Annotated in this window: 25 protein-coding genes; 7 read left to right on the forward strand and 18 right to left on the reverse strand. The window is 37.2% G+C overall.

All coding sequences use genetic code 11. From position 1 onward, the window contains the following. Window positions 1-135: 135 nt before the first annotated feature. The gene (locus ACZOVS_RS02925; protein ID WP_483995737.1) at window positions 136-1,593 is read left to right on the forward strand and encodes an ATP-binding protein; all 1,458 of its coding nucleotides are present in this window, start codon (window positions 136-138) and stop codon (window positions 1,591-1,593) included. 224 nt (window positions 1,594-1,817) lie between these two features. Here the strand turns inward: ACZOVS_RS02925 and ACZOVS_RS02930 are convergent, their stop codons facing one another. The 4 genes from ACZOVS_RS02930 to ACZOVS_RS02945 form a co-directional block, all read right to left on the reverse strand. After that, window positions 1,818-3,011 carry a DUF2971 domain-containing protein gene (locus ACZOVS_RS02930; RefSeq protein ID WP_483995738.1) on the reverse strand — a complete coding sequence of 398 codons (1,194 nt, stop codon included), beginning with the start codon at window positions 3,009-3,011 and terminating at the stop codon, window positions 1,818-1,820. A 121-nt stretch (window positions 3,012-3,132) separates the two neighbouring features. Continuing rightward, window positions 3,133-4,251 (reverse strand): phospholipase D family protein, encoded by a 1,119-nt coding sequence (locus ACZOVS_RS02935; protein WP_483995739.1) that lies wholly within the window; start codon window positions 4,249-4,251, stop codon window positions 3,133-3,135. A 292-nt stretch (window positions 4,252-4,543) separates the two neighbouring features. Then, entirely contained in the window at window positions 4,544-4,765 is a 222-nt protein-coding gene (locus ACZOVS_RS02940; RefSeq protein ID WP_483995740.1) for a DUF2795 domain-containing protein, read from the reverse strand. Between the two features lie 64 nt (window positions 4,766-4,829). Next, a complete protein-coding gene (locus tag ACZOVS_RS02945; protein ID WP_483995844.1) occupies window positions 4,830-5,138 on the reverse strand; it encodes an ATP:cob(I)alamin adenosyltransferase in 309 nt (102 codons plus the stop codon). Between ACZOVS_RS02945 and ACZOVS_RS02950 the strand changes: the two genes are divergently transcribed. Continuing rightward, window positions 5,065-6,525 (forward strand): efflux MFS transporter permease, encoded by a 1,461-nt coding sequence (locus tag ACZOVS_RS02950; RefSeq protein ID WP_483995849.1) that lies wholly within the window; start codon window positions 5,065-5,067, stop codon window positions 6,523-6,525. The two genes, ACZOVS_RS02945 and ACZOVS_RS02950, sit on opposite strands and share 74 nt — an antisense overlap. 182 nt (window positions 6,526-6,707) lie before the next feature. On the opposite strand, the gene ACZOVS_RS02955 is transcribed toward ACZOVS_RS02950, so the two are convergent. From ACZOVS_RS02955 to ACZOVS_RS02990, 8 genes are all read right to left on the reverse strand, one after another. Then, entirely contained in the window at window positions 6,708-6,929 is a 222-nt protein-coding gene (locus tag ACZOVS_RS02955) for a DUF2795 domain-containing protein (protein WP_483995741.1), read from the reverse strand. A 93-nt stretch (window positions 6,930-7,022) separates the two neighbouring features. After that, window positions 7,023-7,571, reverse strand: coding sequence for a cob(I)yrinic acid a,c-diamide adenosyltransferase (locus ACZOVS_RS02960; RefSeq protein ID WP_483995742.1), 549 nt, complete (start codon window positions 7,569-7,571; stop codon window positions 7,023-7,025). A gap of 14 nt (window positions 7,572-7,585) precedes the next feature. After that, complete coding sequence (locus ACZOVS_RS02965; protein ID WP_483995743.1) at window positions 7,586-7,933, reverse strand: hypothetical protein; 348 nt, start codon at window positions 7,931-7,933, stop codon at window positions 7,586-7,588. Window positions 7,934-8,024: 91 nt separating this feature from the next. Beyond that, window positions 8,025-9,710, reverse strand: coding sequence for a choice-of-anchor J domain-containing protein (locus tag ACZOVS_RS02970; protein ID WP_483995744.1), 1,686 nt, complete (start codon window positions 9,708-9,710; stop codon window positions 8,025-8,027). A 25-nt stretch (window positions 9,711-9,735) separates the two neighbouring features. Then, window positions 9,736-9,972 (reverse strand): NifU family protein, encoded by a 237-nt coding sequence (locus tag ACZOVS_RS02975; RefSeq protein ID WP_483995745.1) that lies wholly within the window; start codon window positions 9,970-9,972, stop codon window positions 9,736-9,738. A gap of 2 nt (window positions 9,973-9,974) precedes the next feature. Then, complete coding sequence (locus ACZOVS_RS02980) at window positions 9,975-11,000, reverse strand: Mrp/NBP35 family ATP-binding protein (RefSeq protein WP_483995746.1); 1,026 nt, start codon at window positions 10,998-11,000, stop codon at window positions 9,975-9,977. Between the two features lie 33 nt (window positions 11,001-11,033). Next, window positions 11,034-11,822 (reverse strand): alpha/beta fold hydrolase, encoded by a 789-nt coding sequence (locus ACZOVS_RS02985; RefSeq protein WP_483995747.1) that lies wholly within the window; start codon window positions 11,820-11,822, stop codon window positions 11,034-11,036. 125 nt (window positions 11,823-11,947) lie between these two features. Then, entirely contained in the window at window positions 11,948-12,664 is a 717-nt protein-coding gene (locus ACZOVS_RS02990; RefSeq protein ID WP_483995748.1) for a pyridoxine 5'-phosphate synthase, read from the reverse strand. 161 nt (window positions 12,665-12,825) lie between these two features. Between ACZOVS_RS02990 and dtd the strand changes: the two genes are divergently transcribed. Beyond that, complete coding sequence (gene dtd / locus ACZOVS_RS02995) at window positions 12,826-13,278, forward strand: D-aminoacyl-tRNA deacylase (RefSeq protein ID WP_483995749.1); 453 nt, start codon at window positions 12,826-12,828, stop codon at window positions 13,276-13,278. 6 nt (window positions 13,279-13,284) lie between these two features. Here dtd and ACZOVS_RS03000 read toward each other — a convergent pair whose 3' ends face one another. Beyond that, window positions 13,285-14,610, reverse strand: a complete 1,326-nt coding sequence (locus ACZOVS_RS03000) for an MFS transporter (protein ID WP_483995750.1) — start codon at window positions 14,608-14,610, stop codon at window positions 13,285-13,287. A gap of 81 nt (window positions 14,611-14,691) precedes the next feature. Here ACZOVS_RS03000 and rbfA point away from each other — a divergent pair, with 81 nt between their 5' ends. Both rbfA and ACZOVS_RS03010 read left to right on the forward strand, forming a co-directional pair. Continuing rightward, window positions 14,692-15,033 (forward strand): 30S ribosome-binding factor RbfA, encoded by a 342-nt coding sequence (rbfA, locus tag ACZOVS_RS03005; protein ID WP_483995751.1) that lies wholly within the window; start codon window positions 14,692-14,694, stop codon window positions 15,031-15,033. A 10-nt stretch (window positions 15,034-15,043) separates the two neighbouring features. Continuing rightward, window positions 15,044-16,264, forward strand: coding sequence for an FtsX-like permease family protein (locus ACZOVS_RS03010; RefSeq protein WP_483995752.1), 1,221 nt, complete (start codon window positions 15,044-15,046; stop codon window positions 16,262-16,264). A 347-nt stretch (window positions 16,265-16,611) separates the two neighbouring features. Here the strand turns inward: ACZOVS_RS03010 and ACZOVS_RS03015 are convergent, their stop codons facing one another. Together ACZOVS_RS03015 and ACZOVS_RS03020 are read right to left on the reverse strand one after the other, a co-directional pair. Further along, window positions 16,612-17,013 (reverse strand): GtrA family protein, encoded by a 402-nt coding sequence (locus ACZOVS_RS03015; protein ID WP_483995753.1) that lies wholly within the window; start codon window positions 17,011-17,013, stop codon window positions 16,612-16,614. Further along, window positions 16,988-17,881, reverse strand: coding sequence for a lysostaphin resistance A-like protein (locus ACZOVS_RS03020; RefSeq protein ID WP_483995754.1), 894 nt, complete (start codon window positions 17,879-17,881; stop codon window positions 16,988-16,990). Before ACZOVS_RS03020 ends, ACZOVS_RS03015 begins: the two co-directional genes overlap by 26 nt. Before the next feature lie 47 nt (window positions 17,882-17,928). Here ACZOVS_RS03020 and ACZOVS_RS03025 point away from each other — a divergent pair, with 47 nt between their 5' ends. Then, window positions 17,929-19,155 (forward strand): S-adenosylmethionine:tRNA ribosyltransferase-isomerase, encoded by a 1,227-nt coding sequence (locus tag ACZOVS_RS03025; RefSeq protein ID WP_483995755.1) that lies wholly within the window; start codon window positions 17,929-17,931, stop codon window positions 19,153-19,155. Here ACZOVS_RS03025 and ACZOVS_RS03030 read toward each other — a convergent pair. From ACZOVS_RS03030 to ACZOVS_RS03040, 3 genes are all read right to left on the reverse strand, one after another. Continuing rightward, complete coding sequence (locus ACZOVS_RS03030; protein ID WP_483995756.1) at window positions 19,145-19,903, reverse strand: response regulator transcription factor; 759 nt, start codon at window positions 19,901-19,903, stop codon at window positions 19,145-19,147. The two genes, ACZOVS_RS03025 and ACZOVS_RS03030, sit on opposite strands and share 11 nt — an antisense overlap. A gap of 66 nt (window positions 19,904-19,969) precedes the next feature. Then, window positions 19,970-20,944: a polyprenyl synthetase family protein gene (locus tag ACZOVS_RS03035; RefSeq protein WP_483995757.1), complete on the reverse strand. Its 975-nt coding sequence runs from the start codon at window positions 20,942-20,944 to the stop codon at window positions 19,970-19,972. A 21-nt stretch (window positions 20,945-20,965) separates the two neighbouring features. Then, window positions 20,966-23,284 carry an efflux RND transporter permease subunit gene (locus ACZOVS_RS03040; RefSeq protein ID WP_483995758.1) on the reverse strand — a complete coding sequence of 773 codons (2,319 nt, stop codon included), beginning with the start codon at window positions 23,282-23,284 and terminating at the stop codon, window positions 20,966-20,968. Between the two features lie 161 nt (window positions 23,285-23,445). Here ACZOVS_RS03040 and ACZOVS_RS03045 point away from each other — a divergent pair, with 161 nt between their 5' ends. Then, window positions 23,446-24,501 (forward strand): hypothetical protein, encoded by a 1,056-nt coding sequence (locus ACZOVS_RS03045; protein ID WP_483995759.1) that lies wholly within the window; start codon window positions 23,446-23,448, stop codon window positions 24,499-24,501. Window positions 24,502-24,509: the final 8 nt, after the last annotated feature.

A 24,509-nucleotide genomic window follows, 5' to 3' on the forward strand; every position in this document is an offset into this window, starting at 1 on the left:
TATGGTTTTGAAGACAGATTAGCATTAACTTATGCTTTTTATATTCTTTTTTATAGTAAATCGACAAAATAAGCACATTTAATTAGCGTTATATTGCAAAGTTTTTATATCTTTGTAATATTAAAATATATTAAAATGGAATATACGGAATTATTAGAGAAACAAATCATAGGAAGATTAAAGGTGGATAATCCATGGTGGACGGAGGGACATATTCCTGATTATATTTCAAAGATGTCTCCCAGATTATATTTGAATATATTTTACCCCTTAGTACGAGAGCATGATATTCGTCGAGCTACGATACTTATGGGACCACGGCGCGTAGGTAAGACAATATTGATATATCATGCAATACAACGTCTTATTAATGAGGGTGTCCCTCCTCAAAATATTATATACATATCAGTGGAGACTCCAATTTATAATAAAATCTATTTAGAACAACTTTTCATATTGGCCTGCTCTACATTAGGAAAAATTCCCAATAATGAACAGATGTACATGTTCTATGATGAGATACAATATCTTAAAAATTGGGAGGTAGAATTAAAATCTCTTGTTGATACTTACTTTAATGTTAAATTTATTGCATCTGGTTCAGCAGCCGCAGAATTAAAGAAAAGAAGTGATGAAAGTGGAGCAGGAAGATTTACAGATTTCAGTTTACCACCACTTACATTTTATGAGTATATCCATCTTAAAGGGTATGCTAATATTATGATTACTGTTGAATATGTATGGGATAATTTCACAACGAGTGTTTATAACACTATTGATATTGTTAAACTAAACGAATTGTTTTTGGATTACATTAATTATGGAGGATATCCGGAAGTCGTTTTCTCTGATAAAATAAAAGAAAATCCGGGACAATTCATTCGTCACGACATAATTGACAAGGTGTTGCTTCGTGATTTGCCGAGTTTATATGGCATAAGTGATGTACAGGAGCTCAATTCTTTGTTTACTATGATTGCATATCATTCCGGTGCGCAATTTTCATACGAGAAATTATCAAAAGAATCGGGAGTTCAAAAAGAGACATTAAAAAAGTATATTAATTATCTTAAAGCGGCATTCCTTATACAAGTTGTAAGGCGTATAGATGATACAGCAAAGAGCTATCAAAGAGAAACCCAATTTAAGATATATCTTACCAACCCATCTCTGCGATGTGCATTATTCGAGCCTATTAATGAACATGACAATGAAATTGGAGACATGGTTGAAACAGCAGTATATGCTCAGTGGTTTCCGAGACAAAGCGTAGAACTCAGATATGCAAATTGGCGGCAAGGTAAACAACAAGGAGAAGTAGATATTGTAGGTTTGAATATTGCGCGTCAAAAACCATATTGGGCAGTAGAGATAAAATGGTCTGATTATTATTACTCCAATCCCGGTGATCTAAAATCTCTCTTTTACTTTATGGATCGTCATGCTATGAATAATGCGTTAGTGACGAGTATCAAAAAGAATGGATTAAAAGAGTTAAACGGAAAGAGACTTCATTTTATGCCGGTTGCGTGTTATGCTTATATAGTAGGAGAAAATACATTAAATCAAACTAAAAGCATGTATGGCCTTTGATTATGATTGAAGATAGATTTTCAAATAAGCATATATAAATGTGTTTATTTGGATTTTGCCGATTTAGACATTGATTTACAATCAATTATAATGGTAAAATAAGCAGTTGTTAGAATTTTAAAAAGCAATATTGATAAAATTTGTCCAAACAAACCTCACCGGCTGAAGTTTAGGAGGGAATGATGGACAAACAAAAAGCAACAAGTTTTGATTATATGAAAAAATTATTTCAATTTCATTGCTTTAAGTTGTCCAAAATGCTTTTTGTCTAAAACCATTTGATAAAATTCAATTGGCTTTGTAGTAAATACATTCCCTTCTATATCTTTTTGAACGAACTGTTTTGAACTCATAATATTTAATATGGTTTCTTTATCCTTATCCGAACATTTCAACCCAAAATAGATAGCTTCAATACAATTGGGAATATTAATTGTACCATAAGTATCTTGATTATTCAAGTCGTAAAGAAGAAGACGTAATTCGTTTTCATATTCCCAGTCCTTCCCTTTCAGAAAAAAAGCATCTTCTAAGTTTATGGCATCTTTATTTGAGTATTTACTCATTTCTCCGTTAGAATATTTAACATCTTTGAAATAGGCAACGATGCCATTGTGATCACCAGCCAATTTCGTCATAGAATGATGAAAATGATACTTGATACATATTCCTTTATGCGAGTCGGCATAATGAGCCCACATCAAAGTATTCAAAAATTCTTTTTTGTCTTTTCTATGCTTCTTTTCATTAAAAATAAATCCACCATGCCCATCATCTGATTCATTAAAATAAGGCAATTTTATGTTACTTGTGAAGCACGCAATTTTCAAACAATCTTTATATGCTTGTAGTTGTAATTTTGAAATATCATCTCCATTATTCAATAATTCTCTTATAGGACAATCAAAAGGGTCGTTGAATGTAGTAGGCGATGATAGATTCAATTGTTCGTTTACCAATGACTGATATAGAAAGTTCGTACATTTTCTAAAGGCATAAGCAGTTGGACTATATGCAGTGTGACTTGATACGATAATCAAATAATAAATATATTTTTTGAATGCTTCAACAGCTCGGTTGTCATAATCTAATTTGTGCCAGCACAAACCAAGATTTAGAAATAAAGATTGTTTTATACTAAACTGATACTTGACATTACTGTCTAAATCAAATTCATAAATCAGTTCGGACAAGCGAGTGATACCCCTTTTATTTATATTTTGTAATTCATAATACCCAAAAGAAAGTATTATAAGTGCAAGCCCATATTTTGACAATCGTTTTGGTGTTTCATCATCCATATGTTTCGTAAAATGTTTCCAATTTTCGTCAAATTCGGCTATCACTTGTCCGGCATTTTCTGCTGTTACTTTTTCGTGATATTTTTGCACGTATTGTTCAAGCGATGATATTTCCATATTAGTAGTTTTTACACCTTAATTACAATATAAATATAACATTCTATTTTTCAGCTAAAACGCAAAATATTAAAATAATAAAAGAAAAATTTAGCATTATATCTTGACTTACAGATTAGACCTATCCATCAATTCCAAAGAACCATAACCCTTTCTTAGAGCACGTATTCATAATTGGATATTTGCCAGGGAATCGCCATGCTATAAGTTCGCTAACACTCGAATCACGACAATGTCTGAGTTTGCAACATTCATTCACTTTTTCAGCTGTAATATCTCCGTGGTTCAGCAAAGCATCCCAATGATACCTAATATCGCTCAATGAATTCTCTTTGATAAAATTTGAGGCATGTCCATGCATGTCTCTTCCAAGTCCAAAGCAATTGAATGTATCAAGAACTGCTCGAACTTCTTCTTCATTTATTGTCTTTATCCTTGATGGGGAAGTTAGTTCCTTGACCAGTTTAGTACTGTTGATTCTTCTGAGTTCATAATCCCTATTCTGCTTGTAATGCGTTGATATTTCTTCAAAATATTTTTTGATCAAAGAATTTTGGGAGAATTCTGTACGCTGTTGAACTTTTGTCAGTTTTTTGGAAACGCAAACCACATGTTCAAGATAATTGAATAAATAATCTACTTCTTGAAGAAGAGTAAAGCCATCTTCAACCATATCTCGACATCGCCCCGTAATCTTTTCATAATTCTTAGCAAAGGTTTTGTATTTGGAGCACTGTGCGAGATACTTATCCATTTTTCCCATCCGTGCGGAGTATGTCGGTAAGTTCGTCAGTTTATCATATCCGACACCTCCATCCTCAAATTCAATCTGGTATTGTTTCTTGCCTTTGCTCCATGATGTTACAAGTTTGGTCTTTTTATTTTCCCAAAGTGTATTGAAGAATGTTTCCACCTCACTTATATTAACGTCATCAGTTCCAATCTCATATCTTCTGCTGAAAGCTGTTCCTGTGAGATTGGCTGAAGAGGCCAAACACCAATCATCAACAATGTAAATCTTAGCATGTAAACTTTTTAAGGTTCTAATAGAATTCGGATGGTTCTCAATAAAATCATCAAAAGTATCCTGTCGAATAAAACCCGTTTCTATATCTGTAATAACTCTGAAATCAATATCACTTCTCTTCCAAGAACCGCCTATAATACGCAAGACGTCATTTATGCCACCAATAAATGGGGTACATATCCAAATACGGTGCTTTGCGTTATCACAATGCAATCGAAATGTTGTAGCAAGTAAGTCATAAGAATATATCATATCGCTTGATTTTATTAATTATCTCTAACAAGCAAGAGACGTTTAGAACTATGATTTCTTTAGTTTTATCACACGCTCTTTCTTACTATTTTGTTATTGCAAAGGTAATGTATTTTAGACAAACAAACTCCCATTAAAAAAACGTAATTTTAATAAGCCCATCACAGCCTATACACCTTAAAAACACAACGAAACAAGCAAACCACATTACCCATCCCGCTGATATCAAATCGTTTAATTTACTTTGAGGATGTTAGTATTCGTCCTCAGGGAAGAAGAATTCATCTTTGGTAGGATAATCCGGCCATATATCTTCAATACGTTCATATATGTCGCCTTCATCTTCTATTTCACGAAGATTTTCAATAACTTCCTGAGTAACACCTACTCTTATGGCCCAATCGAGCAATTCTTCTTTAGTTGCAGGCCATGGTGCATCCTCCAATATAGATGCTAATTCTAATGTCCAGTACATTTTATATTTTGATTTTATTTAGGTTACAAAATAATGCATATCAAGAATTTGTCAAGCATTATTTTTAATAAACATCAAAATTTTTACCAACATCATGGTTTCCAAGGCTTTTCTTCTTTATTGAAGTTATTAAGATAATAAAGCGACAATAGAAAAAAATCTCCGACAAACGATTCAAATATTTCATTATCACCTCATTGACAGGATATTGACGATTAAGTCCAATTATACGGCGTTCTGCTCGACGACATACTGTACGACAGAGATGACACTTGGAAGAAAGTATATGACCACCGGGTATGATGAGATTTCTCAATGGCGGCAGTCTGTCGTGGATAACCGAAGATATCATGATGGCGGGATATGCTTCCATGACAGGACTAACGATGGCTTTCCCGCTATTGTTCAGGATACTTTTCAGATTCAACACAAGAGACATTCTCCTTGTTTCCGCTATAATATTCATCATAAGCGACTTTCTGTGCATGGTATCCGACTTTCTGCCATTAGTAGTTTTGCTGTCATTTATCAGCGGTTTTTTCAAGATAGTCAGCACGTTTGTATGTTGGAACAACATACAGCTCAAAATTACACCTCAACGTGATTTTGCCATATTTTTCCCATTTTTGTTTACTTTTGTTTTAGGCAGCGTCCAACTTGTCAATATTGCTACAGGATACAGCATATATGCCTTCGACTGGAAAGCAATGCACCGATTAACTGTTGGGGCATTCATACTGATATTTGCCTTGATTTATTTCTGCATGAGACGTCATTACCGGCAAGGACCGTACATACCATTCAAAGGCATTGATTATATAGGAGGGATATTGTGGAGCTTATGGTTGTTATGCATAGTATTCATCTGTGTTTACGGAGAACATTTTGACTGGTTTGACGGAGAAGAGATACCTACTGCTATCATCATCTCAATAATACTGTTAATGATGTGCCTTTACAGAGCCTGCACCATCAGGCATCCGTACATCAATCCCGGGACATTCTCCCAGCATAACATGCTGTTCATATTCATACTTTTCGGATGCATGACGTTAATGTCTGCTACTTCAACTTCCATTCAGAATACATTTACATCCGCAATATTAAATTTTGATGCACGGCACAACGCCGATCTCAACTGGGGTATAGTAACAGGGATAATCTTGGGAACAAGTTTCTTTTATTCAGCCTTGAAAAAATGGAACTGGCGTATCAAAAAGATTGTCTTGACAGGGTTCTTTTCATTCATGATTTACCAAACCTTGCTTTACTTTCTGATTGACGCCTCTACAGAAAAATACATGCTTTATTTGCCGCTAATATTCAAAGGAGCCGGAGTAAGCATTGTCTATACTTCCTTAACATACGCATTAGCGGGTTGTGTAAGCTTCAATTATTATTTTGAAGCCATGTGTGTCATAGGATTCATACGAACCAGTTTCGGAGGACCATTAAACTCAGCCATCATAAAACGCATTTTCAACTATGCAAAACAGGAAAACATTGCAAATTTAGGAAGCTACATCGACTGTATGTATCAAAACACAGATTCATTCACCTCACTGTATAATGAATTTCAAAGACAAATCATTATGGTAAGTCTCAAAGAAGTATATGGTTATGCAGTCATTGCTTCTATCTTCATTCTGATTGCCATATTAGCATCGGATTACAGAAATTTCATAGACTCAAAGACCAATAAAATGTTGAAGATGTTCAATATCTGGAAACTTGTAAACACAAAAGCAGATAAAGCGTAAAATACCGATGGAAAAAACGAAGGCAATGAATTCATTATCTACAACTACTTCCACATCAAGAAAAAAATATCATAAAGAACTGATTGACAACAACATTTTCCAAACAAGTCATATTTAAACAAAAAAAAGACTCATAGTTAGCTATGAATCTTTTTTTATTTAATTGATAACCAATTACCTTATTAATATTCGTCTTCATGGAAGAAGAAGTCATCTTTGGTAGGATAATCGGGCCATATATCTTCAATACGTTCATATATGTCGCCTTCATCTTCTATTTCACGAAGATTTTCAATAACTTCCTGAGGAACACCTACTCTCATGGCCCAATCGAGCAATTCCTCTTTAGTTGCAGGCCATGGTGCATCCTCCAATTTAGATGCTAATTCTAATGTCCAGTACATTTTATATTTTGATTTTATTTAGGGCGCAAAAATAATACATATTAAGAATTTGTCAAGCATTATTTTTAATAAACATCAAAATTTTTACCAACATCATGGTTTCCAAGGCTTTTCTTCTTTATTGAATTTATTAAGATAATAACGCGACAATACGAAAAACGTGTCCGATAAACGATTCAAGTATTTCATTATCACCTCATTGACAGGATATTGACGACTGAGTCCAATTATACGGCGTTCTGCACGACGACATACTGTACGACAGAGATGACATTTGGAAGAAAGTATATGACCACCGGGTATGACGAGATTTCTCAATGGCGGCAGACTGTCTGTCAGTTCATCAATCCATCGCTCCAATCTATCTACCTCTTCTTCATGAAGCTGAGGCATGTTTTTCTTGTATTCGCAGTCATTTTCAGTTGCCAACAGACTTTCAATGACAAGCAGATTGACTTGTATCCTGTCAAATTCCGGCAGATGCGAGTCATCTATGCCTTCCGAGTCCTGCAATACAGCCACAAAAGCACTCAACTCGTCAACAGTGCCGTATGCTTCAAGGCGTATATCATCTTTGGAAACCCTTGTCCCTCCGACTAATGATGTGGTTCCGGAATCACCGGTTTTAGTGTATATTTTCATACTCATTGTTCTTATTATCTTAACATAAAATCTTCTTTCTCTTTCCTATCCATTACAAAAAGCAGGCCAAAACGGTAAAAATCGACCGAGAGACGTACTTTCTCATTGTTTTTCAAGTCATTCCAAACATTCATCTTATGCTTATCTTCATGATGACCCTCAAAAATCATGACATAGTCGCCTTCTTTAAACACAGATTGATGCTCAGTCATAAAAACTTCAAGTCTTGACAACAATTCATCCTGATAATCCTTCTTTGGCAAATCATGCCACACCTTATTATATAAAGCGAAAACCAATGGCGAATGCAATCTGAAACTAGTATGGCTTTTAAAAAGATATGACAGATAATTCCAAAACATAGCGCAACGTCACATCATTATCAACAAACAGTTTAGACAAAAGAGGCCGACATACAGTCAGCCTCCAATTTTTCAACTATACTGATCAAATTTACTTCTTGATAAATTTCTTCATTGCCACAGAGCCGTTGTCGAATCTAAGACCAATGACATAAACGCCCTGTCCAAGTTCTGAAACATTGATAACAGACTCTCCCTGTGAAAGCTGGCCTTTCATAACCACTCTTCCTGCAATATCACGTATCTCCATGACAGCATCATTGTCAATATTGATAGAAAGGTTTCCTGAAGTAGGATTCGGATGTAAAGACACCTCTGTCATCATATTATCTTCAACAGAAAGATAGCCCTGACCGAAAGCCTCTACATCGGTAATCTCCCATGATGCAGCAGCAGTAGTATTGGAAGTATAAACGAATGCCACATACAGTGTATTGTTATTCAACGTTGTCAAATTAGCGAGATTAACCTCTCCTGATTCCGTCCATTCATAGTTGCCAGGAGAATAAGTAAAGTTCGAAGTAATATCTATCCACGTGAAGTCGCTTGGTTCGCTTACTCCATCATAATCTGTAGAAAGCATCACTCTGATAGGGTCTCCATCGAATTTATAGGCAGACTCAAAATTAAAGAACACATTTGTATAGCCTCCATTAGCAAACATATTAGGTGTTATAAGCCAGTCTTCATTAGCATTGGAAGCGCCAGCGGCATAACCATTCATATAGGCGTATGTCACACCATTATATGATGTTGCGGTCCACTCCTGGTCACCTAAAGCATTGTAAGCAGTAAACGGAGCAAGAGAGATTTCAAAATCTACATCTAATAAAGTTGCCATATTGGCAGTCGTTGCCGTTGCTGTAGGATAAGAACCATCAGTTTTATAATCTATATTACTTCCTCCATTAGTATAGGGGAATATGGCAAAATTATACGTAGTGTTAGGATTAAGACCTTCAAAGGTAATATCTTCATCACCTTGTAGTACATTATAAGCGATATTACCATCAGAAGCGTCTATATCATTTGCCACTGCCATTCCATCCACAGGTACTGTTATTGCAGATGTAGAACCCAAGACGAGATAAGCTCTTGGAAGTTGAGCGCCTGAAACGGCATCATCCCAAGAAAGTTCTATGGAGTTGCGGTCCACTTCAGCAATGAAGTTAGTAGGATAGTTAGTCGGTTCCGGATCTATTACAGGAACTCCACCTGCTTTGAAGAAATACACGGGACTGATGACGGTAGAAGCGCTGTTATAGCAGCTAAACAACACATTTTCAGAGTCATTGTCGTTAAAACGCATAATATTACGTGTATTCTCGCCTTGAGCAGTAGGGACACAAGAGCCATTGCCTGCGACCTCAATATTCCATTCTCCATTGGCATTATTAGGATTCTGCGTTTTGAGATAATTCTTGTCGCTTGCACCGGCATAGAGATAACCGTCGTTGAGAGCATCATAGATTGTCCATGCCCCGGCAGTACCACCGAGTTCAAACTCAAAAGGTTCTGTTGCAGAAGTGGAATTTGTAGCCACAGTGACAGTGATGCTACCACCGGATTCAGCCACATTGAGAGCAAAACGGTTGTTAGACTTCTGATAGCCCATAGCATAGGCTGCGCCATCTTCCGTGAAGCCAACGATAAGATATTTGGCACCGGCTTCAAGTTCTGCAGAAGATGTAATCATGGTATATGTTGATTGTGCCTGCAAAGTGATGCCGGTCAACAACATAGCCAAGAGGCTGATTAAGAATAAATTTTTCTTCATTGTTTTAAATTTTTATGTTAATAGTTTACACTTTTTCCACTGCTTTTATCATAGGCAGTACGCTTTTCATAGTTTTCTCAATACCGTTCTTAAGAGTCTGAGTACTATGAGGGCAGTCACCGCATACCCCGGTAAGTCTCACCAACACTACATAATCATCGGTAAGGTCAACGAAATCAACACCTCCGCCATCAGCTGCAAGATAAGGACGTATCTGGTCAAGGACGTTGTTTACTTTTTTTATGATATCTTCTTTTTTCATACTCAAAACTTATCTATTATTGTTTTAGCCAATTTCTCAAAAGCGGCAGTCACAGGTGAGAAGTTACTGAACGAGAAAGGAGTGCCCTTGTCTCCGGCAGCAGCGATATTCTCGTCTATAGGTATCTGACCAAGGAAAGGCACGCCGAGTTCCTTAGCGAAAGCATCGCCATGTCCCTGTCCGAAGATATAATATTTCTTATCAGGCATGTCTGATGGAGTAAAATAAGCCATATTCTCCACAAGACCGAGGACCGGAACATTAACGCCGCTATGGATAAACATGTTGGCTGCTCTACGCACATCGGCGAAAGCCACTTTCTGCGGTGTAGTGACTATTATGGCACCCGCGAGCTTATAGTTTTGTGCAAGCGACAGTTGTATGTCGCCTGTTCCCGGAGGCATGTCAACGACAAGGAAATCCAACTCGCCCCAATCTGTCTCTGTCATAAGCTGATTCAAAGCACTCGACGCCATAGGTCCACGCCAGATGAGCGGTGTCTCTCCACTGACAAGATGACCTATAGACAACATTTTGACACCAAATTTCTCTACCGGAATCATAAAAGTCTTGCCATCTCTTTCACAAGTTTTGGGCATGGAACCTTCAGTACCAAACATGATAGGAACTGAAGGACCATAAATATCAGCATCCAGGATTCCCACTCTCATGCCTTGTGTAGCAAGACCCACGGCAAGATTTACAGCCACTGTCGATTTACCCACACCTCCTTTGCCGGATGCCACTCCTATGATATGTTTTATATGTGCCAAAGTGTTGGTCTTGGACAACATAAGAGATACATCTATTTTGATATTGCCAAAAGCATCATTTATATATTTCGTTGCTGTCTCCACCAGGAAATTGTTCTTGTCATCTTCAATATCATCGACAATAATATTAAATCTGACAAAACCGTCTTCAACATTAAGGTTATCGATCATTCCAAGTTCGATAATATTTCCTCCCTTAGGGAAATAGACTACTTCCTTAAGGACTTCTATTACATTTTCTTTTGTCAACAACATAAACTTATTTTTTAGGTTGCAAATTTATAAAAATCATTTATTCGACATAAAAAAACTTTCCGTAGTTTTCATAAAACCCACCGGGTCGTCAACATGGATCCAATGCCCCGAATCAGGCAATGTAACAATCTTATAATCAGAAAAATGACATTCAAAATAAGGTTTATCTTTTTCTTCAATGATATAATCCGATTTACCACCTTTTATAATTAGTGTCTTTCCTGAATAATGCAACGAAGGGTCAAAACCTTTTCCTATCTCCTCAATATTACGATTTATTGCTTTGAGATAAGGTTTCCAGCGGAATCCTTTTTCACGGCTGTAAGACAGGTTTTTAAGAAGGAAAAGCACTATTCTTTTCTCATAATTTCTCTTCGACAGTTCATCTTCCACATCACTGCGTCGTGTCACTTTTTTCAAATCGACATGCGACATGGCATCAATGAAATCAACATGCTGAAGCGGATAATCAAACTGACGTGGACTAATGTCAAGAATCTCAAGACGCTCCACCATGTCGGGATGACGGAAAGCGAGCATCATGGCTATCTTGCCACCCATGCTGTGACCTATGACAGAACAACGCGTAACATTCTCATCTTTAAGAACTTTCATAACATCAGAAGCCATCACGGAATAGTTAAACGTCTCCATCCTGGGCGACTGTCCATGGTTACGCATGTCGGGAATGATGACATGATATCCCAGTTCGGCAAAATGCTTGCCGAAATAATCCCAATTGTCCGACAAACCGAGCAGCCCGTGCACCACCACAATGACAGGATTTCCAACATCACCATATTTCCTGTAAAACAAACGCATGACACATTATATTTATCTACGCATATAACATGCAGAGACTACAAAGTTAATAAAAACAATGATATCTCCAAGAAAAATAACAATAATTTTTAAATAAAAACATGTTAAAAAACGATGAAGACACCTCAAAATTCCAGACATCTTTTATACATGTGTACAGTATTTTCAAGACCGAGATACAGAGCATCGCATATCAAAGCATGACCGATAGACACTTCCAGGAGTCCTTCAACGTTTTGAGCGAAATATCTCAAGTTATCGAGGTTAAGGTCGTGACCTGCATTGATGCCGAGACCCACCTCCACGGCGGCGCGGGCTGCCTTGACAAAAGGAAGTACGGCAGCCTCGGGATTGGCAGCATAGCCGGAGGCATAACTTTCGGTATATAACTCCACACGGTCTGTGCCTGTCTCGACAGCATGGTACACCATCTCCGGAACGGCATCTACAAAAATAGAAGTACGTATTCCTGCGTCCTTGAAACGTGCTATGATCTCAGACAGTTCCTTTTTATATGTCTTGGTATCCCATCCATGGTCCGACGTCAGCTGTCCGGGTAAATCCGGAACTAAAGTCACCTGATCGGCATGATTGTCAATAACCAACTTGATAAAATCTTCAGAAGGATAACCTTCAATATTGAATTCCGTCTTGACAATTGGACGAAGCAACTGCACATCCTTATAAGTGATATGACGTTGATCGGGACGCGGATGCACTGTAATACCTTCAGCACCATAACGTTCTATGTCGATAGCAGCTTTTTGTACATCAGGCATGTTGTGCCCGCGAGCATTACGCAACGTAGCTATTTTATTAATGTTAACACTTAAACGTACCATAATAACCATGTTTTTTATCATGCAAAATTACTAATTTATATCATATATCGTCATATTATCCCTCAACAAACGCAGATTCATGTCATATAGAAAAAAAATATCAATTCACACAATAAAACAAGTATTTTTACGTTATTGCTTTCGTTTTTAAGATTACTCCGATGAGAATAGTGGCACAAAGAGTATCTAAAGCCTCAGTAACTATAGAAGGACACATAAAAGCGGAGATAGGCATTGGGATGATGATATTGTTAGGTATTGAAGAATCCGACGATGAAGAAGATGTCGAATGGTTATGTCGTAAACTAAGCAAGATACGTATTTTCGCCGATGACAACGATGCCATGAACCTTGACATAGAACAAGTCGGCGGGTCTTTTTTGGTTGTAAGTCAATTCACCTTGCATGCCATGACAAAGAAAGGCAATCGTCCGAGTTTTATCAGAGCGGCACGACCGGAACATGCCATACCATTATACGAGATGTTTTTGCGTCGTCTGCATGAAATCTCAGGGCGTGATGTTCAAAGCGGTTCTTTCGGAGCCATGATGGAGGTGTCATTGACAAATTACGGACCTGTTACTATCATCATGGACAGCAAAATCAAAGAATGACACATATTATTCAATGCGCACTCTTTGTACGGCAATTGCAGCTATAATCAAAAACAAACCTGCAGTGACAAGAGAAAAAACGGCATTACCGTTGTAGAGGTATTTTACCAGCATGCCTCCAAAAATTCCGTTAAGTATTTGTGGGAAAGTGATGAAGAAGTTAAAAAGTCCCATATAAACGCCTATCTTTTTCTGAGGCAAAGAATCTGACAGAATGGCGTATGGCATTGCGAGTACGCTTGCCCATGCTATGCCGACAGCCACCATAGAGATATTAAGCATCCATTTCATGTCAGGACTATTGACAAAAATCATGGAAACAAGGCCTAACCCACCTATGGAAAGACATAATGAATGTGTTGTCTTGCGACCGAGACGGCGTGCCAAAAGAGGCAACACCATGGCGAAACAAGCAGCCGTGAGATTATATACACCGAAAATAACACCTACATAATCAGCTGCCTCATTGAATGAAGACGATGTAGTGTCACCGGGAGAAAGTCCCCAGACATGTTGAGCCAATGCCGGAGTGGTGAATACCCACATGGAATAAAAAGCAAACCACGTAAAAAACTGAACCACACCAAGTTGTCTCATGGTACGCGGCATGTTGAACAAATCGGTAAATATATCCGAGAAACGCACCTTAGCATCGTCATTTATCTTAGACTTGTTGAAACGACGCATCATCTCGGGAGAATATTCTTTTGTAGTGACGACAGTCACCAACACCGAAACTATAAGGACTACGGCACCTATCAAAAACGAGAGTTTCACATTACGAGGCACACCTGTTTCATCAATATCGTTCACTTCAAAGACATTAAAAAGCAGATAAGGCAGCCAGGATCCCAACACGGCACCAATACCTATCAACAGGGTCTGTACCGAGAAACCGAGAGTTTGTTGCGAAGACGGGAGTTTGTCAGCCATCAGGGCACGAAAAGGCTCCATGGCGATATTGAAGGAAGCATCCATAATCATCAGAAGACCAGCCCCTATCCACAGAGGCGGCAGAACCGCAGCAAGAAGATATGAATTAGGCATGAGAATAAGACCAATGGAAGCCATTATGGCACCGAAAAGAAAATACGGCTTGCGACGTCCCAAAGCATTCCATGTATTGTCACTGTAATGTCCAATCACAGGTTGAACTATCATACCTGTAACCGGAGCGACGAGCCAAAACCAGGACAGATGTTCCACATCAGCACCAAAAGTCTGCAAGATACGACTTGCATTGGCATTCTGCAATGCAAAACCCATCTGTATCCCAAGAAAACCGAAAGTCATATTCCAAATCTGCCTAAATGTAAGTCGAGGTTTCTCCATAAGATGATATTTTTGCATTTCAACAAATAAAAACATTAATGGTTTTCGTTATGATAATACAAATTATCATATTTTTGCATTATGGAAACAACGAGACAACAAAAAATCTCTAAACTGATTCTCAAAGAATTAAGTGATATATTTCAAAGAGAGATAAAGACACATGGTGGAATAATGATAACCGTGACAAAAGTCAATGTCACTACTGACCTTTCGTATGCGAGAGTATATCTTAGTATTTTCGGTCCCGAAAAAGACGTTAAAAAAAACGTAGTGGCGGAAGTCAACAAGATGACTAAATCCATTCGCAAAATGTTGGGTGACAGAGTAAGACACCAGTTAAGAATTATTCCTGAACTTCAATTTTATGAAGACGACTCACTCGATTATATTGAGAGAATTGATAGTTTATTAAAAGAATAATGACAATGTCGTGAAACTGCCATTATACATAGCAACACGTTATTTGTTAGCAAAAAAAAGTCACAATCTCATTAACATAATCACATGGATATCAGTGATTAGCGTTTGTGTTGCTTCTTTTGCGATGATATTCGTGCTGTCTGTGTTCAATGGTTTCGAGTCTGTTATAACAAATCTTATACATCAATTGTCGCCTGACATCAGTATTACGGCAAAGAGTGGCAAGACTATCAACCTCAGAGAATTTCCCGTAGAAGATATTAAAACGATACGGTTTGTCGAACAGGTCTTCCCTACCATCACAGAAGATGCTCTTTTTAAAAACGACAACAGACAACAAATCGGGAAAATAAAAGGCGTGCCGGACGAATACGGAAATATAAAAAGAATCAGAGGTACCATACTCAACGACAGCGTTTTTGAAGTGAGAGTTGCAAACAGGAACTACGGGATACCGGGTGCCGGAATGGCTTATTATTTAGGAGTCAACATTTTTGACATGTTTTCTTCCATTCAGGTTTTTGTCCCTAAACGCGGTAACGCATCGTCTTTCAACATAGACAACAGTTTCAGCAGCGGAACACTTCTCGTGAAAGACCTGTTTTCTACCCAACAGGACACAGATGAGAAACTGATAATAGCTCCTTTTGATTGGCTGTCCAACCTGATAGGTTATGACAGTCTGTCAACAGAAATAGAAGTATTTACTACAACTACAAATGTGAGTAAGATAAAAAAGGAAATTCACGACATCATAGGTGACGATTATTATATTCACGACCAATACGAGCAACAAGCCACCATGTACAAGATGATGAGATCCGAAAAACTTGCCGTCTTTATGATACTCGCTTTCATTTTGATAATGGCAACATTCAATGTTATCAGTTCATTAAGCATGTTGATTTTAGAAAAGAAAAAAGATATAGGAATCTTACGTTCACTTGGTGCCGATAACATCCTGATAAAAAGAATATTTCTCACTGAAGGTACTATCATCTCAGTAGTCGGAGGACTTTTAGGACTCATGGCAGGAATCATTGCAGTGGCATTACAGCAACATTTCGGCATAATAAGAATGGGAGAAGGCAATTATGTCATCGATGCCTATCCCGTGGCATTGCAACTGACAGATATAATACTTGTGTTTGTCACCATAATAATAATAGGTGGCAGTTCCGCCCTGTTAACAGTAAGGCATCATATCAAATCTCAATATTTAAAAGATTGATTATAAATCATATAAATGGTTATCCCATAGATTTTGAATTGATTATCAGATAAACAAATCAAGAAATCTGCTAATTTTTGTGTTTTTTTATTAAAACCTTTCAGATTGTTATGATAAAATAAAAAAACATCAAAATCCCTATTGTTCACTTGCAGATCAGTTGGACCAAAAACAACTTTATTACTAACTCAGCCTTAAAATAAATAGCAACATTACAGTTTTGATTATGGTTGTAAGGCAAAACTTATCCACTTTAGATGCGATATGTAGATTACGAAACATCCACATTGCCGTTTCTTGAAAATCACAATACAGCAAACGCAAAATATTGTAAAACAAGAAAAAAATCATGCAAAAGTAATTAGCATGTTGCCAAAGAAATTCCAAAGTGTAGCTACGCCAATTGCAATAATTTTACTGAAATAGAAATTCAATTTGAATTTATCGGTTGCGATATAAAGAACAGTCGTATTGATTACCAAGCCAATGACAGAGACAAGCATAAACTGTAAATACTCGGCACCTATCGCTTCATTATGACTTTGGAACGTCCACAAACGATTCAACACATAATTGGACGTAGCTGCACTAACAAAGCCTATCGTATTGCTGAGATACTTATTACAATGAAAGACTTCTTTGAAAAGGCTCGTCAGTCCGAAATCCACAATCAAACCGGAAAAACCTACTGCTCCGAACTTCAAGAACTTGATAATTAGAACCTTATCTATCGTAAATAACAGTTTCATTGTCATATTTTTTATAGCAATTAACAGTGATAATAAAAGAAATTATCATGAGAATTACACTTCCGGCAAGAACAAAGAAATTGTCAGTCCTTCCAATAGTTTCAACATCTATATCGGTCAATCCTAAATTATTAAGATAATACAGCACTACAATAATAGCATTATTGATAAAGTGCATTATTATTGAAGTCCAGATACTGCGGGTATAAAAAAACATATATCCGAGCAGCATACCGAGCACGAGACGCGGCAGAAATCCATAAAACTCAAAATGAAAAGCTGAAAAAAGCACAGCGGTAAAAAATATTCCGAGATGTGCATTCTTAAACGACCTTATCATGAAAGGCTGAATCAAAGAACGAAACACCAATTCTTCTCCTAAGGCAGCAAGAACCGCCACCATGATAATATTGAGTATTAAGCCTCCTATTGTATCGACATTCAGCATTATATCAGTAGTCTCTTCTGCCACTTTCTGCATCTCTTTAAAAAAACACTCTACATTTCTCAATGATTCCGGCAAGGTAATACTCTCATTCCATTTCAGCAACAAGTCATTTATCGGAACAATAAAAAATATCATCAACACACCTATGCAACCATACAATGGCATACGATTAAATCCCAATGCCTTAGCAGGATATTTCTTCACCAATGACACATACAATAATGCTGGAAGGATAAACATACACAACTGTCCGCATATCTGAACGACGCGTAAAATATTCAACTCAGACATATAACCGCTCAACATGCCTGTTATCAAAACAGCCAACAGAGAAGAAAAAACATATCCAAAAACGAAAAGTACAAAAAACAATATTATAGAAGTCTTTTTGGATACATTATTTAACAGAGGAAAAGCCATAATTATATTTTTGTGCAAATATACACGTTTTTTATTACTTTTGCAAAATGATAAAAGATGTTAAAAATATTAATATTTCAGAATACGATTATCCTTTACCTAATGACCGTATCGCTGTATATCCATTGGCAGAACGTGACGATTCTAAACTTTTAATATTGAAAGACAACAAGATATGTCAATCTCATTTTAAAAACATAGGAGAATTTTTACCTAAAGATTCTTTGCTCGTTTTCAATGAAACCAAGGTAGTACGTGCGAGACTGCAATTTATAAAAGACAGTGGAGCAGCCATTGAAGTATTCTGCTTAGAGCCTGTCAGTCACTGTGGTGATTATCAGTTGGCATTCAGTTCGCAAGGCTCGGTAGAATGGCGTTGTCTTGTAGGCAATTCGCGTCGATGGAAAGACGGAGACCTTTCCATGACACTTACCGTAGAAGGTCGCGAAGTCATATTAAAAGCCACAAGAATAGAGCAACATGATGCCTATTCAGTGGTATGTCTGAGATGGACTCCGGAGGAACTCAGTTTTGCAGAAGTGTTGGAAGCCGCCGGCGAGATACCACTGCCTCCATATATTCATCGTGATGCTGAACCGTCCGACAGAGAACGCTACCAGACTGTCTTTGCCAAATACGAAGGTTCCGTTGCCGCTCCTACAGCAGGGTTGCATTTTACTGAGCATCTTATTAATGACCTCAAAAAACAAGGCATCAGTTTTGAAGAAATCACACTTCATGTCGGCGCCGGCACCTTCCGCCCGGTGTCTTCCGACACCATAGGCGAACATGAAATGCATTCTGAAAGTATCATAATAAAAAAGACATGTATCGAAAATCTAATAAAAAACATAAATAAAACCATTATACCTGTTGGGACGACGAGCATGCGCACCCTCGAATCCATCTATTGGATTGGCATGATGCTTGCAGAAGAAGGCATGGACAACAGACATCTACATGTAGATCAATGGTTTCCATACAAAGAAAGAACAAAACTTCTTTCTGTAGAAGATTCATTAAAAATAATAACCGAATATTTGGACTTATACGGCATGACAGCATTACATGCCACGACAGCATTAATGATAGCACCTTCGTATCCTGTTCAGATTACCAAGGCACTGATCACCAACTTTCATCAACCCAAAAGTACATTATTATTATTGGTGTCTGCTCTGATAGGCGACAAATGGAAAGAAGCTTACCATTATGCTCTTGACAACGATTTCCGTTTCCTTAGTTACGGAGACAGTTGTCTGTTTATGCCGTAACATCCTTGTCAACAGTCACAGATTCTGTTTGTGGCACATCTTCATTGATAATCAGTCTAAATCCCACGCCATGTACCGTCATTATCTTGACATTGGGATCAGCTTTAAGATATTTTCTCAAACGAGCAATGAACACATCCATGGAGCGACCAATAAAATAATCACTGTTGCCCCATATCATTTTCAAGGCTTTCTTGCGTGTCAACAACTCATTCTTGTTGTCATAGAGCACTTTTAGCAAAGCAGCCTCTTTTCTCGTCAACGACTGTTCTTTACCGTTGTATATCAGCATCATATTCTTGGTATCGAAAATAAACTTACCCAAAGTTATTTTATCATCTCCAAGAGTATAAGTAAACGGATTATTTCGTTCCATACGATGCATCACCGACTTTACTCTCAACAACAGTTCATCATTGGAGAAAGGTCTAAGAACATAATCGTCTATCCCGAACTCGAATCCTTTCAACATATCGACATGCATGCCTTTGTCTGCAATAAAAATGAAAGGCATATCAGGGTTCAATATTCTGATTTGCGCTGCCAAGGCAAAACCGTCGGTCTCATTAAGTTCTACTCCATAGATACACAAATCAATGTCGTATTTCTTAAATATCTCAAGACCTTCGACACTGCTGCGTGTAACATACACCTTGTATTCAACTGCTTCCAAACATTCTTTCAGCTGATTACGTAAGTTAAGATCATCTTCGACAACCAGAATAGAAATCTTGTTAAGTGTTTTCATAATATGAATTTTATATGATATTAACTAACAACAACTAAAAATGTTTAACACAGCATTAAAAAATCTTTATTTAACTCTATTATAAAGAATGGAAGCATATTCTCTCAAGACAGTTTTCCTGTTTTCCGGAAGACTGATTTTATCGAGATGCTGTAGGGAGCTATTATAATAATCTGTCATCACAGCAGTAACAATCTCGCGGATATTATATTTGGCATAAATATCAAGCACAGCCGTAAACTTCTTCTCATCTCTGCCTTTAGGCATTTTGAAAAGGTTTGTCAGTATATTTTTATCTTCTTCGGAAGCCAATTCCAATGCTTTGATATACAGATAAGTCTTCTTATTATCAGCAATATCGCCGCCAGGCATTTTTCCAAAGACCTTCACATCGCCATAACAATCGAACAAATCGTCCTGCAACTGGAATGCCATTCCGAGGTCGATACCGACATCATAAACAGTATTTTTCGAGGCTGCATCTGCATCAGCCACAATAGCACCTATTTTCAGCACGGAACCCAACAAGACGGCAGTTTTAAGACGTATCATCTCGAGATAATCGTCAAGACTCACATTATCGGCAGTCTCAAAATTAAGGTCTAACTGCTGACCTTCGCAGACCTCCAAAGCCACCTTACAAAGTTCGGCAAGCACGTCGGATGAATACAACGGATTGGTATTCAGTGCATAAAGAAATGCTTTTATCAACATGGTGTCACCTGACAACAAAGCGACATCAGCATTCCATTTGTGATATACCGTCTCCATGCCACGACGCAAGGCCGCCCTGTCCATGATATCATCATGAACCAAAGTGAAGTTATGAAACACCTCGGCAGCTACAGCAGGCATAAGGCACTCTCTTATATCACCACCAAACATGTCGCACGAAAGCAAACTCAACGTCGGACGCATACGTTTGCCCTTTTGCTTCATAATATATTCTATAGGCTCGTACAACTCCATGGGAACACCGGTAAAATCCTGAGCCTCAATAAATTCAGCAATAAGACCTTGTATTTTCTCGACACTTGTCATAATTTCATTTTTTATTATCAATTACTTAACGTCTTTAACATCATTATTATTTCCAAAAGTCAAAATAAGTGAAGGCAAAATTATAAGATTGGTAATTAAAGCTATCAACAAAGTAAACGGAACGAGATATCCTACCACTTGTGTCGCACCGAACGAAGAAAAGGCAAAGATAAGAAAGCCGCATATCAACACAATAGCCGAATAAATCATACTTGGTCCGGTCTCCATGATGGCATCAAAAACAGATCTTTTTACATCTCCATCATTGGATTTCAAATGCAAACGATAACGTGACAAATAATGTATGGTATTATCGACACCTATACCCAGAGCTATGCTGAAAATCAATATAGATGATGTCTTCAACGGAATACCGCACAATCCCATCATCGCTGCTGTGAGCAACAATGGTATTATATTAGGTATCAATGATATACACACTATTCTAAATGATCTGAAAGTCAATGTCAACAATATGGCAATCACTACGAAAGCCAATATCAAAGAATACAATAAGTTTCTTATCAAATAATTGGTACCCTCCAAAAACACTATACTGCTTCCGGTTATTGTAACATCATAATTTTCAGGTGGAAATATCTTTGCTATCTTGGGTTTCAGTGACTCGTTGATACTGTCAATCTTGGGTGTCGTGACATTCGCCATCTGCACACTGACACGTGTCTTTTGCATCTCACCATCTATAAAAGAATCAAGCAAACCACCGGAAACACCATTCCCAATCTCGGGCATATAATTCATTATGAAAGCAAATTCCCTATTGCTTGGAATCTTGTAATAATCTTTGTTGCCATTATAAAATGATGCCCTTGCAAATTTGACGACTTCGGCAACAGAAAGTGGCTTACTAAATTCATGATACATGGCAAGAGTATCTTCCAACTGTTGTATCTTATTGATAAACGATGTTTTAAGTATTCCCTTAGGTTTCTTGGTATCTATCGTTATTTCATAAGGCATGACGCCATTGAAATGATTCTCGAAAAACACCAGATCCTTATACAACTTATCTTTTTTTGATATATCATCGACGACACAGCCTGTCGTTTCAAGTTTTAGCGCACCGAAAACTGCTACAATTATCAACACTGTCGCAACTGTGTAAATCACAGAACGTCTTTTTTCCACAATATGGGAAACCATATTCAAAAAAACGCCTAATCTGTTGTTAGACATATAATCAAACTGTCGGCCTGCAGGTGCTTTCTGATAACTGAGAAACGTTGGTATAAGCACCACTGTCATCAAATAAGTCAATAATATATTTATAGATGACACCACCCCGAATTGCACCAACATCTCATTTCCGGTAATAATAAACGAAGCAAAACTCGCCGCCGTAGTAGCATTAGTAAGCAAATTGGCTGCACCAATACGCTGAATAACAATATTCAATGCTATCATCTTGTCTTTATGGCGCAAATATTCACGATGATACTTGTTTAACAGAAAAATGGAATTCTCAACACTTATTATTATAAGCAATGGTGGCAACACACCGGTCAGAATCGTCACCTTATAACCAAGCAATCCCAAAGTACCAAACATAAAAATCACTGACAATCCTACGATTACCAATATTGAAACTATAGTCTTAAAAGAACGGAAAAACAACAACAATATAGTAGTTGCAACAACAATAGACAATAATATAAATCCCACTATCTCAACTTTCATTTTATTTGTTGTCATCGTCCTGATATACGGCATTCCTGAAACATGCATCTCAAGACCGTTATCACTGCCGTATTGTGTAACTATTTGCTCTATGTCATTAATAACCTTATCACGTTTCTTAGTATTAACCAATTCCTTATCTATATTGATTATCACCATATACACATCATCTTCCGTATTGAAAAGCAAGCCTTCATACACTACAAGATTGTCGATGACAGACCTGATACTATCAATTTCTTCTTGTGTAACAGGACAACAAGGCACCACATCAGTCAAGGAGAAAGTTTTAAGACTGTCTATTTTTTCAAGGTTATACATCTTAGATACGGAAAGACATCCTGTAACCCCATCCACCTTATTCAAAGCTTCATTAAAATGATACCATGATTGAAAACGTTCCAATTCAAAGATATCAGGGTCATTGACACCAACAAATACCATGCAGCCATCCTGTCCATATTCATCAAGAAACCTCTGATATATCACCATCGTTGAATCCGTGTCAGGAAGAGTTCTCGCAAACTCGTATGACATCTTAACCTTGGAAGCTTCGAAAATCAAAAATATCAATATAACAACTACAATACAAATATTAAGCACCCTATGCTTAAGAATATAATCGGCTATTTTATTCCACATAAAATTTTACCTTCTAAATATCAATTACTTATCTGTCTCCAGAATAAAAAAAACGTTGTTTTTCGGTGTCAAAGTTACAATTTTAATCCAAATTACAAAAAATGGTGCGAAATTTGTTGTAAAAAAAATAGTGAATTTCAACAAAAATAAATTTTTCATAAATGAAACTGCATAGATTATTTTATATTATTGCCTTATTGGTTCTATTTTCATGTACAAGTACAAGAAATCTTTATGAATCAAAGAGATACGATGACGTAATAGAAATACTGACAAAAAAATCAAAGACTGCAACGCTCAACAACGATGAGTTGACGATGTTAAAAATGTCATATCACGAAGCCAATGAAGGCGACCATGACAAAATAATGGAACTAAAAAAAAGCGGAGAGCCGGATATATGGGGTGAAGTTTATAATCTGTACAACAGAATGGACAGAAGACAAAATCTCATGTCGCGCCAATCTGCAGATATCAAAAAGGCAATAAATTACAAGACATTGAACCTTGATGAGGAGATTGCGGCTGCTAAAAACAAGACTGAGTTATATATATGTGCAAAAGTCAATGCTTTACTTGAAGACCCTGACAAAAACAACATAGCTTCAGCAGACAGTCTTGTAAATCAACTGATAAAAATCAACCCTCATAATTCAAATATAGATGCTCTTAAAATACGTACAGTGTTATCGTCAGCAAACAGTATAGTATTTCGCGTCGCTGCCCTCAACAATATAGAAATGCCGAAAGATTATGCAAAGACAGTCCTTGATTTTCATGGCAATCTCATAGGAAACAACCCTTACGATGTAACCTTGTCAAATGATAAATCATACGACCTCATGATACGTGTACTGATAGAAGAGAGTGTAATCTCTCCAGAACGCATAGACGCTGTGACATTTAAAGAAAGCAAAGACAGCTTGACAGCTACAGTGACTGACAAAACCATCACCAAAACAGCTACGGTAAAAGGGAAGATAGAATATATAGACTTGTCTGAGGATATGACAATTATTTCTACTCCGTTTAACATTACTTCAACATTTAAATATAACTTTGCAGAAATTTCCGGTGACAAGTCAGCTTGCTCGGAACAGACATTAAGACTTCTCAACAACGACTCCATTAGGTTTCCTACCGACGAAGCCTTGTTGAAAGACACCGGCAGAAAACTTAACAAGACTTTGCAAAATATACTTTTTGAACAATTATAGATAATAAA

Source organism: Candidatus Limimorpha avicola (assembly GCF_056978975.1).

Coding starts and splice junctions, on each gene's coding strand:
- ACZOVS_RS02925 (WP_483995737.1), top strand. CDS start 136: ATGGAATATACGGAATTATTAGAGAAACAAATCATAGGAAGATTAAAG.
- ACZOVS_RS02930 (WP_483995738.1), bottom strand. CDS start 3,011: ATGGAAATATCATCGCTTGAACAATACGTGCAAAAATATCACGAAAAA.
- ACZOVS_RS02940 (WP_483995740.1), bottom strand. CDS start 4,765: ATGTACTGGACATTAGAATTAGCATCTATATTGGAGGATGCACCATGG.
- ACZOVS_RS02950 (WP_483995849.1), top strand. CDS start 5,065: ATGATGAGATTTCTCAATGGCGGCAGTCTGTCGTGGATAACCGAAGAT.
- ACZOVS_RS02945 (WP_483995844.1), bottom strand. CDS start 5,138: ATGGAAGCATATCCCGCCATCATGATATCTTCGGTTATCCACGACAGA.
- ACZOVS_RS02955 (WP_483995741.1), bottom strand. CDS start 6,929: ATGTACTGGACATTAGAATTAGCATCTAAATTGGAGGATGCACCATGG.
- ACZOVS_RS02960 (WP_483995742.1), bottom strand. CDS start 7,571: ATGAAAATATACACTAAAACCGGTGATTCCGGAACCACATCATTAGTC.
- ACZOVS_RS02965 (WP_483995743.1), bottom strand. CDS start 7,933: ATGTTTTGGAATTATCTGTCATATCTTTTTAAAAGCCATACTAGTTTC.
- ACZOVS_RS02970 (WP_483995744.1), bottom strand. CDS start 9,710: ATGAAGAAAAATTTATTCTTAATCAGCCTCTTGGCTATGTTGTTGACC.
- ACZOVS_RS02975 (WP_483995745.1), bottom strand. CDS start 9,972: ATGAAAAAAGAAGATATCATAAAAAAAGTAAACAACGTCCTTGACCAG.
- ACZOVS_RS02980 (WP_483995746.1), bottom strand. CDS start 11,000: ATGTTGTTGACAAAAGAAAATGTAATAGAAGTCCTTAAGGAAGTAGTC.
- ACZOVS_RS02985 (WP_483995747.1), bottom strand. CDS start 11,822: ATGCGTTTGTTTTACAGGAAATATGGTGATGTTGGAAATCCTGTCATT.
- ACZOVS_RS02990 (WP_483995748.1), bottom strand. CDS start 12,664: ATGGTACGTTTAAGTGTTAACATTAATAAAATAGCTACGTTGCGTAAT.
- dtd (WP_483995749.1), top strand. CDS start 12,826: ATGAGAATAGTGGCACAAAGAGTATCTAAAGCCTCAGTAACTATAGAA.
- ACZOVS_RS03000 (WP_483995750.1), bottom strand. CDS start 14,610: ATGGAGAAACCTCGACTTACATTTAGGCAGATTTGGAATATGACTTTC.
- rbfA (WP_483995751.1), top strand. CDS start 14,692: ATGGAAACAACGAGACAACAAAAAATCTCTAAACTGATTCTCAAAGAA.
- ACZOVS_RS03015 (WP_483995753.1), bottom strand. CDS start 17,013: ATGAAACTGTTATTTACGATAGATAAGGTTCTAATTATCAAGTTCTTG.
- ACZOVS_RS03020 (WP_483995754.1), bottom strand. CDS start 17,881: ATGGCTTTTCCTCTGTTAAATAATGTATCCAAAAAGACTTCTATAATA.
- ACZOVS_RS03025 (WP_483995755.1), top strand. CDS start 17,929: ATGATAAAAGATGTTAAAAATATTAATATTTCAGAATACGATTATCCT.
- ACZOVS_RS03030 (WP_483995756.1), bottom strand. CDS start 19,903: ATGAAAACACTTAACAAGATTTCTATTCTGGTTGTCGAAGATGATCTT.
- ACZOVS_RS03035 (WP_483995757.1), bottom strand. CDS start 20,944: ATGACAAGTGTCGAGAAAATACAAGGTCTTATTGCTGAATTTATTGAG.
- ACZOVS_RS03040 (WP_483995758.1), bottom strand. CDS start 23,284: ATGTGGAATAAAATAGCCGATTATATTCTTAAGCATAGGGTGCTTAAT.
- ACZOVS_RS03045 (WP_483995759.1), top strand. CDS start 23,446: ATGAAACTGCATAGATTATTTTATATTATTGCCTTATTGGTTCTATTT.